Source organism: Streptomyces malaysiensis subsp. samsunensis (genome assembly GCF_024519315.1).
Classification (GTDB): domain Bacteria; phylum Actinomycetota; class Actinomycetes; order Streptomycetales; family Streptomycetaceae; genus Streptomyces; species Streptomyces malaysiensis.
In genome coordinates this window covers 55,122-65,159 of record NZ_JANIIC010000060.1, presented here as the reverse complement: position 1 = coordinate 65,159, position 10,038 = coordinate 55,122, and the positions used below count along the sequence as shown (strand labels likewise).

The window sequence follows — 10,038 nt, the reverse complement described above, 5'->3', positions numbered from 1 at the left end:
GGGGCGGACGCGCCCCCCCCAACCGGGAGCGGGCGGGGGGGGGGGGCCCCCGCCGCATCGTCGTGGTCCGGGCCGTCACGGCCGCCGACGACCCGGCGGCGGCGACGGCGGACCTGGCCAAGCGGGTGCGCGCGGTCTGACCGGGGTCCGGCCGCCTACCGGCGTCCGGCCTGGCGTCTGGCCTGGCGTCTGGCCTGGCGTCCGGCCGACACGGGTCCGGCCTGGCACGTCTCCGGCCCGACACGGGCCGGACCTGACCTGACCATGCCCCGCCCGGCTCTTCACCTGGCTTTCACCCGGTTTTCATCCCGCTCGGCTCGTCCGCCGGTCAGGACCGCGCGGTTCCGACCGCGCTGGCGCACAGTTCTGTCCGCACTCCGGACAGAAAGCTGGCAAAACCCCCATATCTCCGAGGTCGGGTGGGCGTAACCGGGCCAGGTCGATAGCCTGCTCATATGGCCCTAGGCACCGCTTCCACCAGGACCGATCGCGCCCGGACCGTGCGTGATCTGCTCGCGTCGGGCGAGCAGTCGTATTCCTTCGAATTCTTCGCCCCCAAGACGGCGAAGGGCGAGCAAACGCTGTGGAACGCCATCCGCAGGCTGGAAGCCGTCTCGCCCACCTTCGTCTCCGTGACCTACGGGGCCGGTGGCTCCTCCCGCGAGGGCACCGTGCGCGTCACCGAGCGCATCGCCACGGACACCACGCTCACCCCCGTAGCCCATCTGACCGCCGTCAACCACTCCAGGGCAGAGCTGCGCAACATCATCGGCCAGTACGCCGGTGCCGGGATCCGGAACATGCTCGCCCTGCGCGGTGACCCGCCGGGCGATCCCATGGGGGAGTGGATCAGCCACCCCGACGGTCTCGACTACGCCGCCGAGCTGGTCCGGCTGATCAAGGAGTCCGGGGACTTCTGCGTCGGCGTGGCCGCGTTCCCCGAGATGCACCCCCGCTCGACGGACTGGGACACCGACATCGGTCACTTCATCGACAAGTGCCGCGCCGGCGCCGACTTCGCCATCACGCAGATGTTCTTCTATCCCGAGGACTATCTGCGGCTGCGCGACCGGGTCGCCGCCGCGGGCTGTACGACACCGATCATCCCTGAGATCATGCCCGTCACGAACGTCAAGCAGATCGAGCGGTTCGCGCAGCTCAGCAATGCCGCGTTCCCGCCCGAACTGGCCGAGCGGATCCTGGCGGTGAAGGACGACCCGGCGGCTGTACGCTCGATCGGGATCGACTACGCCACAGAGTTGTGCGCGCGGTTGATGGCCGAGGAGATCCCCGGGCTGCACTTCATTACCCTGAACCACTCCCCGGCGACGCTGGAAATCTACGAGAATCTGGGACTGCACCAGCGGTCCTGAAATCTGGGACCGCGTCAGCGGTCCTGATGACGGCAGCCGACGGGCGGCCGCATTGAGAGGGGCGGGCATGGGCTGGACGGTCCTCTACATCGCTTTCGGCGTCGTCGCGCTGTGGCTGCTCGGCGAGGTCCTCTTGCAGTACAAGGCGCGGCTGCGCTGGCGGCTGCTGGCCTTCGTCGGCTTCCTGGGTGTGGTCGGCGGTGTGCTGATCCCGTCGGTTCCGGTGATCGGGGTGGGCGCGATCGCCTTCGCCATAGGCCAGACGTATGTGACGCTCTCCTTCCGGCGCGGTTTCGCCGCGGGCTGGGCGCTGAGCGGCGGGCTGCCGGGGCTGCTCGGCCGCGAGGAGAGGGGCGCCCGGCCGGACGGCGTGGACAAGGAGCCCATCCTCGAGGTGTCCGACCTGGAGGCGGTCCCGGCGGCCCAGCCGGAGCCGCCCACCTACCAGCCGCAGCCGATGCCGGACGAGACCGGCGAGTACGGCGTCTACGAGGAGCCGTCCCCCTTCACTCCGGCCTCGGGCGAGTACAGCGGCGACGCGGCGGCCGCCGGCTACAGCGCGTACGAGACGTACGGCGGCTACGGCTCGCAGCAGGACCACAGCCAGGGGCAGGGCCAGAACTACGGCCAGGACGTCTACGCGGACCAGATGGGCCAGGCCGGGCAGTACGGCTACGGGAACGAGGCGTACGCGGCCTACGGCCAGGACCCGTACGGCGGCGCCCAGCCCCAGGCCCAGCCCTATGACCAGCAGGTTTACGGTCAGCAGCAGTACGAGCAGCAGCAGTACGCCGACCAGCACTCGGCCTATGGCCAGCAGGACCCGTACGGCGGGGGCGCGGCTTATGGCGGCGACCACTGGGCGGCCGACGCCTCCTACCCCTTACCGGACCAGGGGTATGACGTGATGCAGTCCGGCGGGCCCTGGGTGCCGCAGCAGCGCGAAGGCGACGCGGCGCCCGCGGCGGACCAGCAGGCGTATCCGTACCAGCAGCAGCACCAGGGCCAAGCGCAGGGCTACCCCCAGGGCTTCGACGAGCAGTACCGCTACTGAGCCGGGCGGCGGGGGTGAGCCCCGCCGCCGGATGAGCCCCGCTCCCGGAGAGCGGGGCTCACGCGTTTCCCGGGAGCCGCCGGAGCCGATCCGCTCGGAGCCGCTCTGCCGGGAGTTGGAGCCGCCCCGCCGGGAGCCGCGGGAGCCGTCCCCGCCGGGAGCTGACCTACCGGGTGTCCCTGCCGGGAGCCGCAGGGGCCGCCCTATTGGGAGCCGCGCCAGTCCTCCCCCTCGACGATCAGCCCGGCCACCAGCGCGCCCGACATCCCGGCATGGGCGAGCCCACCGCCCGGATGGGCCCAGCCGCCAGCCAGATACAGGCCCGGGAGCCGGGTGGCATTGGCGGGCCGCAGAAACGCGCCGTCCGCTCCGGCGAGCGCCGGGCCCGGCACGCCGCCGCCCCGGGCGGCCGTCTCCGCGCCGGTGTCGGCGGGGGTGCGCACCTCATGCCACAGCAGCCGGCCCCGCAGCCCCGGTATCGCGGCCTCGGCGGCCGTGATCAGCCGCTGGGCGTCCTGCTCCGCCGCCGTGCCGTCCGTCCAGTCCACCGGGCCGTGCGGGGCGACGACGGCGGTGAGGGTGACGGCCTCATGGCCCTCGTCCGGGCGCACCGCGGGGTCGGCCGGGCGCAGCACGGTCACCGTGGGGCGTGGGCAGGGCTCGCGGAGCCCGGGGCCGTCGCCGAAGACGGCGGTCAACTCCGCCTCCCGGTCCGGGGCGTGGACCACGGTGCGGTGTGCGGCGTCCTCGGGACGGGCGCCGCTCAGCGCCAGGAAGACGGTCAGCCGCCCCGGTGTGCCGCCACCCGGGTCGGGCTCCGGCCGCACGTCGTCCTCCCGCCAGGGCTGCTGGCCGCCGAGCAGCGGGGGCAGCAGCGCGGGGTCGATCCCCGAGACCACCACGTCGGCCTCCGCGACGGTGCCGTCGGCCAGCTCCACGCCCGCCGCACGGCCGTCCTTCTCCACGATGCCGGTGACCTCGGCCTCGAAATGGAACTCGACCTTTCGCCGGCGGCAGCGCTCATGGAGGGCATCGGCGAGCGCGCGCATCCCCCCGCCCACATACCAGGTGCCGAACGTCTGCTCGACATAAGGCAGCACGGTGGCCGCGGCGGGGGCGGAGCGCGGGTCGAGGCCGTGCGCCAGCGCATGGCTCTCCAGGAGGGCCGCGGCGCGCGGATCCTTCAGCTCCCGGCGGGCCACTTCGGCGAGCGTGAGCGGGCCGTCGGCGCGGCCCCGGCCGAACAGGCCACCGAGCCGGCCGCGCCGCACAGGGGCCGCCGGATAGGGGTCGCGGCCCAGGATCCGCCAGTCGGCTCGCAGCGGCTCCTCCAGGAGCGGTCTGCGGGTGGCGTCCCACACCTCGCGCGCACGGTTGACCAGATCGCTCCAGCGCTCGCCCGCGCCCGCTCCGAAGGCGCCGTCCAGCGCCTGGAGCACCCCGGCCCGTGAGGCATTGGGCAGCCGGACGTCCGTGCCGTCGGCGAAGAGGTGCCGGCTCGCCGGGTCCACCTGGACGAGCTCGACGCTCTGCTCCAGGGTCTGCTTGCCGGTCTTGACGAACAGATCCCGGTAGACGGCGGGCAGGTGGAGCAGCCCCGGTCCCGTGTCGAAGCGGAATCCGTCCCGCGCGAAGCGGCCGACCCCGCCGCCATGGGTCCGCCCGCGCTCGTACACCACCACCCGGTGGCCCGCCACGGCCAGCCGGGCGGCCGCCGCCATGGCGCCCATCCCGGAGCCGATCACCACGATCCGTGCCATGACCGTGACTTTATCCGCCCCCACCGACAGCCGGGTCACCCCGCCTGGGGACGAGTGCGCAGACCTGAGTACGCGTACTCAGCCGGGGAGATGAGTAGCCGCGCGGATGGGCCGCCACCTGCGCGGACGGAAGAGTGGAGCACACGGAAGGGCCACGCGCCGGACCGCCGGCACGGGGCGGCGGAACGGCGCGGGCCCGGACGAAAGGTGGGAGTCACCGGGAGTCTCCGGACCAGGAGCCTCCAAGGGGGGAAGTACGGGGGAGTTACGGGGGGAGGCGCTGCTCCGGTCAGGTCGAAGTCCATCTGACCGGAACAGCGTCTTCTGCTTTCACCCGACGGCTGGTCCGCCCGCTCCCCAGGCCGTCCGGAGGCGCCTGGAAGGGCTACGGGGCGACGGCCGGCTACCCGGAGGCCACGGTTCCGCCGACGCGGCCCTGGAGCAGCCGTGACAGCGCCGCGTGCACATCCTCCAGCGACCGCTCCGGCTGATACGACTGCCAGTCCAGCGCGGCCACCAGCACCATCCCGAACAGCGCGGACGCCGTCAGCGGGATGTCGATCTCCCCGCTGAACTCATGGGCGGCCACCCCGGCCCGCAGCTCGGACTCGATGACCGCTATGGCCCGTTGCCGGACCATCATCAAGGTGGACTGCCAGGCGCGGTTGGTGCGCCACAGCTCGGCCACGTACAGCTGGGTCAGCGACGGATAGCGGGAGATGAAGTCCAGTCCGGCCCGGACCATGGCGTCCAGCGCGTCCACATGGCTGCCGCCGCGCTCGGCGTTCTCGTCGGCGGCGCTCTGGAGCGATGCGGTCAGCAGCTCGATGCCGTGCTGGAGCAACTCCTCGAAGAGCACGGTCTTACTGGCGAAGTTGTAGTAGACCGTGCCCTTGGCCACCCCGGCCCGCTCGGCGATCTCGTCCACCGTGGTGGAGGAGAAGCCCTGTTCGGCGATGAGGGTGACCGCTGCCTCGAAGAGCTTCTGCCGGGTGGCCTGGCGGCGTGTGCTGCTGCTGTCCATGGCGCCGATTGTGCCCGTTGTCGATGTTGCTCCGCTCACAGACTCAGCTCCGGATGCAGCCGGTTCAGCGACCATACCTGCCGGCGCCGCGCCGACCACGCGGTGAGCGCCAGGGCGGCCGCGGTGTATCCGAGGAGCACCCCGCAGGCCAGCCACACCGGGCCAAGGCCGCCTCCGGTGATGAGCCGGCGCAACCCGTCCACCACGTAACTCATCGGCAGGAAGGGGTGGATGGCGGTGAAGAAGCGGGGGCTGGTCTGCACCGGATAGGTGCCGCCCGCCGAGGTCAGCTGGAGCATCAGCAGGGCCAGCACCAGGATCCGGCCGGCCGGTCCGAAGCGGGCGTTCAGCCATTGCACGATCGCCGCGAAACAGGCCGTCACCAGCATCAGGAAGCCGAGGGTGCCCGCGGCCCGCACCATCTGGAGGCCGATCACCCAGTGCAACACCGCCATCAGGGCCAGCGTCTGGAGCACACCGATCGCGGCGACCGGCAGCCAGCCCGCGAACGCGATCCGCCAGGACGAGGCGCCCACCGCGAGCGCGCGCCCGTTGAGCGGCTGGATCAGCATGTAGGCCACCATGGCGCCGACCCACAGGGAGAGCGGGATGAAGTACGGGGCGAAACCCGTGCCGTAGTTGGGCGCCTTGTGCACCGCCTGGTTGACCAGCCGTACCGGATCCGACATCACCTCCGTACGGTCGTCCCGGTCCTGTTCGCCGTAGTCGGGGATCTTGGCGGCGCCGTCGCGCAGACCGCCGGAGAGCTTGCCGGAGCCGTCGACGAGCCGGTACATCCCGCCGCCCAGGGTGTCCGCGCCGCCGCGCGCCTTGCCGACGCCGCTGTCGAGGTCGGAGGCGCCGGTCTTGGCGGTGCTCAGCCCGGTGTGCAGGGTTCCGGCGCCCTCGGCGACCTTCTGCGCCCCGGAGTTGAGGGCGTTGACCTTCCGTACGGCGGTGTCGAGATCGGTGTCGAGGTGCGGGGCGTTGTGCGCGAGCCAGACCGCCTGGTCGTGCAGATCGTCCAAATGGCCGCCGAGGGCATCGAGTTCGGTGGTGTGGTCCTTCACCAGCTGGTTGACGTCCTCGGCCACATCCGCGGCGGTACCGGCCGCCGCCACCGACTTCTTCAGCGCGGGGCAGTCCGGGCCGGCGGGCACCGCCCCCTCACAGCGGGTCCGGTGGTCGGCGGCGAGGTCGTCGGACGCCTTACGGGCCTTGGCGGCCGCCGTGGCGGTCGTCTCGGGCAGGGTGTCGAGGTTGTCGGACGCCTTCCGGGAGGCGTCGGCGACCAGTTGGGAGACGTCCCCGATCTCCTTGCCGTGTTCCTTGAGGAACGGGCGGACCTTGGCCGCCACGTCGTTGACCTTGTCGGACAGGGACTGGGTGCCGCCGGCGACCCCGCCCGCGCCGGTCTTGAGCGTCCCGGAGCCCTTGTAGAGCGTGCCGAGCCCGGACTTGAGATCGCGGCTGCCCTCCTTGGCCTTGGCCAGGCCCTTGGCGAGGTCGTCCGCGCCCTTCTTGGCCTTGCCGATGCCCTTACCGAGCTTGTCGGCGCTCTTGGCGGCCTTGGCCGTCTCGCCGTGGATATCGGCGAAGGAGATGAAGATGTTGTCGTAGAAGCCGCGGGACGCCTTGGCGGAGGCCGCGGCGCGCACCTCGGAGAAGACCGAGCGGGAGATCTGGCCGACGATGTAGTTGTTGGCGTCGTTGGTGCGCACCTTGAGGGCGCCGGTCTCCGGGGACTTCCCGGAGCTGGAGGCGATCTGCCGGCTGAAGTCCGAGGGCACGGTCAGCGAGAGGTAGTACGTGCCGTTCGCGACGCCCTTACGGGCCTCGGCGGCGCTCGTGGGGTGCCAGTCGAAGGTCTTGCTGCCGAGCAGCTCGCCGGTGATGTCGTCGCCCGCGGTGAGGTGCTCGCCGCGCACGGTGGCGCCGGTGTCCGAGTTGACGAGGGCGACCGGGATCTTGTCCAACTTGCCGTACGGATCCCAGAAGGACCACAGATACAGCGCGCCGTAGAGCAGCGGCAGCAGAAGCAGGGCGGCGAGCGCGGCCCGCGGCAGTTTCCCTCTCCCGAACCGCTTCAGCTCAAGCGCGGCGAGTTTCGGCGAGCGCATCCGCCGCCCCCTCCTCGTTCTCGTCGTGTCGGTTGTCGTCGGCGGTGGGTGTGCCGACGGTGTCCGGGTCGGTCTTCCGGGGCTGCTGCGTCTTCTCGTCGCCGTCATCGGCGGCGCTCGTCCGGCCGGTGCGGACGACGACCGCGCCGGCCGGGGCCTGGCTGCACACCGCGAGGACCGTGGTGCCGCCCTCCGCGATCTCCCGGAGCAGCGTCCAGATCCGCTCGCGCTCGGCGTCCGAGAGCTTCATGTCGGTGTCGTCGATGCCCAGCAGCCGCGGCCGGGCGACGAGGGCGAGCGCGATCGACAGCCGCAGCGCCTCCAGCCGCTCCAGGTCCCGTACGGCCGTACGCGGCCCCTTGGGCAGCGTGTCGGGGTCCAGCCCGGCGGCCGTGAGGGCCGCGTCGATCACGGCCCGGGACGCGGCGGCCCGTTCACGGCGCGGGCGCAGCAGCCCGCGCGGGGAGTCGGTGAACCGGCGCCGCAGCAGGGCCCGCTCACGCAGATGCTCGGCGACCGTGAGCACCGGGTCGAGCTCGGCGACGCCCGGCACATGCGCGAGCGCGCTGATCCGGCGGATACGCGCCATCTGTTGGGGAACCCGGAAGTCCCCGACGCGGCCGTGCCCCTCGGTGGGGCGCATCCGGCCGGTGAGCGTGAGCAGCAGGGCGGTGCGGCCCGAGCCGGACGGACCCTCGATCGCGATCAGCGACCCGGGTTCTGCGGCGATACCGGCACCGCGGAACGCCCAGCCGTGCGGCCCCTTGACGCCGAGTCCCCCGGCCGTCACCGCCGCCCCGGTCGCCGCCTCTGGGGTGCCCCCCACACAGATCACTTCCTTTGGTTTTGAACTGACTGGTCAGTGCAAAAATAGTATGGGGCATGGTGAAGCGGGGCTTGGTGTCGGGGTCGTTCGCGCTGGTCAGAGCCGATTGTCAGTGGTGTGCCCCAGGATGGGCCCATACGGCGGTCGCTCTACCACATGACCGGCCGCCACGCGACGACAGGAGGTTCGTCATGGCCAGTACCGCCGCAGCGCGCCGGCACCGTGCCGCCGCCCCTGCCCCCTCGTTGACCGGTCCCGCGAGCGATGTCCACCCCGTGCTGCGCCGCGCGTCCGCCCCGCCCGCCGCCGTCGGCCTGCTCACCCAGGCCCATCAGGGCCTGGAAGAGGCCGCCACACTCGGGACCCCCAACGAGCGCTTCGCGACCGCGCATCTGGCCGCCCTGCGCACGGCCGCCGCGGTGCTCGCCGTGCACGGCCGCCCCGAGCCCACCGCGCGCCGCCGCGCCCGGATCCGCAGCGCCTGGGAGGTGCTGCCGGAGGTCGCTCCCGAACTGGCCGAGTGGAGCGCGCTGTTCGCCTCCGGCGCCGAGCGCCGGGCCCGCGCCGAGGCGGGGATAGAGGGCGCGGCGACCCGGCGGGACGCGGACGATCTGCTGCGTGCCACCTCGATGTTCCTGCGGCTGGTGGAGCGCATGCTGATGTTGCAGCCCGCCCTGCCCCATCAGAGCCCACCGGGTGACGAGCCGGGCCCGGCGGGAGCCTGAGCCGGGCCCGGCGGGAGCCTGAGCCGGGCCCGGCGGGAGTCTGAATGCGGCCCTCCGGTCGCCCCGGTATCCGCTTGGAGGGCGGCCCCGGCCGCCCCAGCGCGGGTCGGTATCCGGCCGGGGACGGCCCGTGTCCGCTCCGGGGCGGTCCTTCGGCCGCCTCGGAGCACCCGGCCCCATGGAGGCAATAGGCTGGGAGCGCCGACGTCAGTAAGCCGTCGTCACCGCCTCCGGGCGGTGGCGGCACCGCGCCGAGGAGCCACCCGCCGTGTCAGACCCGCAGCGCCCCCGTGCGTCCCTCCGTACCGCCGTGGTCTGGGAGGTCCTGAAAGACGCCCTGGAACGGCGGGCCAAGGCCACGGGCCGGGAGGCGGTCGGGGGCGAGGCCGTGCATGGCGCGCTGGACGTCCTGGACACCGGTGGCGGCAGCGGCAACTTCGCCGTCCCCGTGGCCCGCCTCGGCCACCACGTCACGGTGGTCGACCCGAGCCCGAACGCGCTGTTCGCGCTGGAGCGGCGGGCCGCCGAGGCCGGGGTCGCCGACCGGGTGCGCGGAGTCCAGGGCGATGTCCACGGGCTGTTCGACGTGGTCGAGCGGGGCGGTTACGACGTGGTGCTCTGCCATGGCGTCCTGGAGTACGTGGACGACCCCGCCGAGGGCCTGCGGAACGCGGCGGCGGCCCTACGTCCCGCCGGAACCCTCAGCGTGCTTGCCGCGGGCCTGGGCGGCGCCGTGCTCGCCCGTGCCCTGGCCGGTCACTTCACCGAGGCCCGGCAAGCGCTTACCGATCCCGAGGGCCGCTGGGGCTCCGGAGACCCCATGCCGCGCCGCTTCACCGCCGACCAGTTGTCCGAGCTGGTGACCGCGGCCGGTCTGGAGATCGCCGCGGTGCACGGGGTGCGGGTTTTCGCGGATCTTGTCCCCGGCGTGCTCGTGGACACCGAGCCCGGAGCGCTGGACGCCCTGTTGCAGCTGGAGGAGGCCGCCGCCGAACTGCCCGCCTTCCGCTCGGTCGCCACTCAGCTGCACGTTCTCGCCGAGCGGGACTGAACGCTCCTCCCGCCCCACCGGACGACGGGCGGTGCAGGTGGAGTCGGCCACAGGAGACCCGCTTGGACGTCCGGCGCCGTATGATCGGGGTACACCGTCCGGCAT

General features: G+C 72.7%; 8 protein-coding genes. 4 read left to right on the top strand and 4 right to left on the bottom strand.

The features are described 5' to 3' along the window. Positions 1–455 precede the first annotated feature (455 nt). Both metF and NQU54_RS37815 read left to right on the top strand, forming a co-directional pair. Positions 456–1,373, top strand: coding sequence for a methylenetetrahydrofolate reductase [NAD(P)H] (gene metF, locus NQU54_RS37820; RefSeq protein WP_079257291.1), 918 nt, complete (start codon positions 456–458; stop codon positions 1,371–1,373). A gap of 67 nt (positions 1,374–1,440) precedes the next feature. Continuing rightward, positions 1,441–2,427, top strand: a complete 987-nt coding sequence (locus tag NQU54_RS37815; protein ID WP_257634943.1) for a hypothetical protein — start codon at positions 1,441–1,443, stop codon at positions 2,425–2,427. Between the two features lie 203 nt (positions 2,428–2,630). Here the strand turns inward: NQU54_RS37815 and NQU54_RS37810 are convergent, their stop codons facing one another. The 4 genes from NQU54_RS37810 to NQU54_RS37795 form a co-directional block, all read right to left on the bottom strand. Further along, positions 2,631–4,187 carry a phytoene desaturase family protein gene (locus tag NQU54_RS37810; protein ID WP_257634942.1) on the bottom strand — a complete coding sequence of 519 codons (1,557 nt, stop codon included), beginning with the start codon at positions 4,185–4,187 and terminating at the stop codon, positions 2,631–2,633. A 403-nt stretch (positions 4,188–4,590) separates the two neighbouring features. Continuing rightward, the gene (locus NQU54_RS37805) at positions 4,591–5,211 is read right to left on the bottom strand and encodes a TetR/AcrR family transcriptional regulator (RefSeq protein WP_257634941.1); all 621 of its coding nucleotides are present in this window, start codon (positions 5,209–5,211) and stop codon (positions 4,591–4,593) included. 35 nt (positions 5,212–5,246) lie between these two features. Beyond that, positions 5,247–7,331: a YhgE/Pip family protein gene (locus NQU54_RS37800; RefSeq protein WP_257634940.1), complete on the bottom strand. Its 2,085-nt coding sequence runs from the start codon at positions 7,329–7,331 to the stop codon at positions 5,247–5,249. After that, positions 7,303–8,157: an ATP-binding cassette domain-containing protein gene (locus tag NQU54_RS37795; protein WP_257634939.1), complete on the bottom strand. Its 855-nt coding sequence runs from the start codon at positions 8,155–8,157 to the stop codon at positions 7,303–7,305. The genes NQU54_RS37800 and NQU54_RS37795 overlap by 29 nt, the downstream gene beginning before the upstream one ends. 191 nt (positions 8,158–8,348) lie before the next feature. On the opposite strand from NQU54_RS37795, the gene NQU54_RS37790 reads away from it, so the two are divergent. Together NQU54_RS37790 and NQU54_RS37785 are read left to right on the top strand one after the other, a co-directional pair. Further along, positions 8,349–8,882 (top strand): SAV_6107 family HEPN domain-containing protein, encoded by a 534-nt coding sequence (locus NQU54_RS37790; protein ID WP_257634938.1) that lies wholly within the window; start codon positions 8,349–8,351, stop codon positions 8,880–8,882. Positions 8,883–9,150: 268 nt separating this feature from the next. Then, positions 9,151–9,933 carry a methyltransferase gene (locus tag NQU54_RS37785; protein WP_257634937.1) on the top strand — a complete coding sequence of 261 codons (783 nt, stop codon included), beginning with the start codon at positions 9,151–9,153 and terminating at the stop codon, positions 9,931–9,933. Positions 9,934–10,038 lie beyond the last annotated feature (105 nt).

Excerpts from the sequence above, each read along its gene's own strand:
- metF (WP_079257291.1), top strand. The coding sequence starts at position 456 with ATGGCCCTAGGCACCGCTTCCACCAGGACCGATCGCGCCCGGACCGTG.
- NQU54_RS37815 (WP_257634943.1), top strand. The coding sequence starts at position 1,441 with ATGGGCTGGACGGTCCTCTACATCGCTTTCGGCGTCGTCGCGCTGTGG.
- NQU54_RS37810 (WP_257634942.1), bottom strand. The coding sequence starts at position 4,187 with ATGGCACGGATCGTGGTGATCGGCTCCGGGATGGGCGCCATGGCGGCG.
- NQU54_RS37805 (WP_257634941.1), bottom strand. The coding sequence starts at position 5,211 with ATGGACAGCAGCAGCACACGCCGCCAGGCCACCCGGCAGAAGCTCTTC.
- NQU54_RS37800 (WP_257634940.1), bottom strand. The coding sequence starts at position 7,331 with ATGCGCTCGCCGAAACTCGCCGCGCTTGAGCTGAAGCGGTTCGGGAGA.
- NQU54_RS37790 (WP_257634938.1), top strand. The coding sequence starts at position 8,349 with ATGGCCAGTACCGCCGCAGCGCGCCGGCACCGTGCCGCCGCCCCTGCC.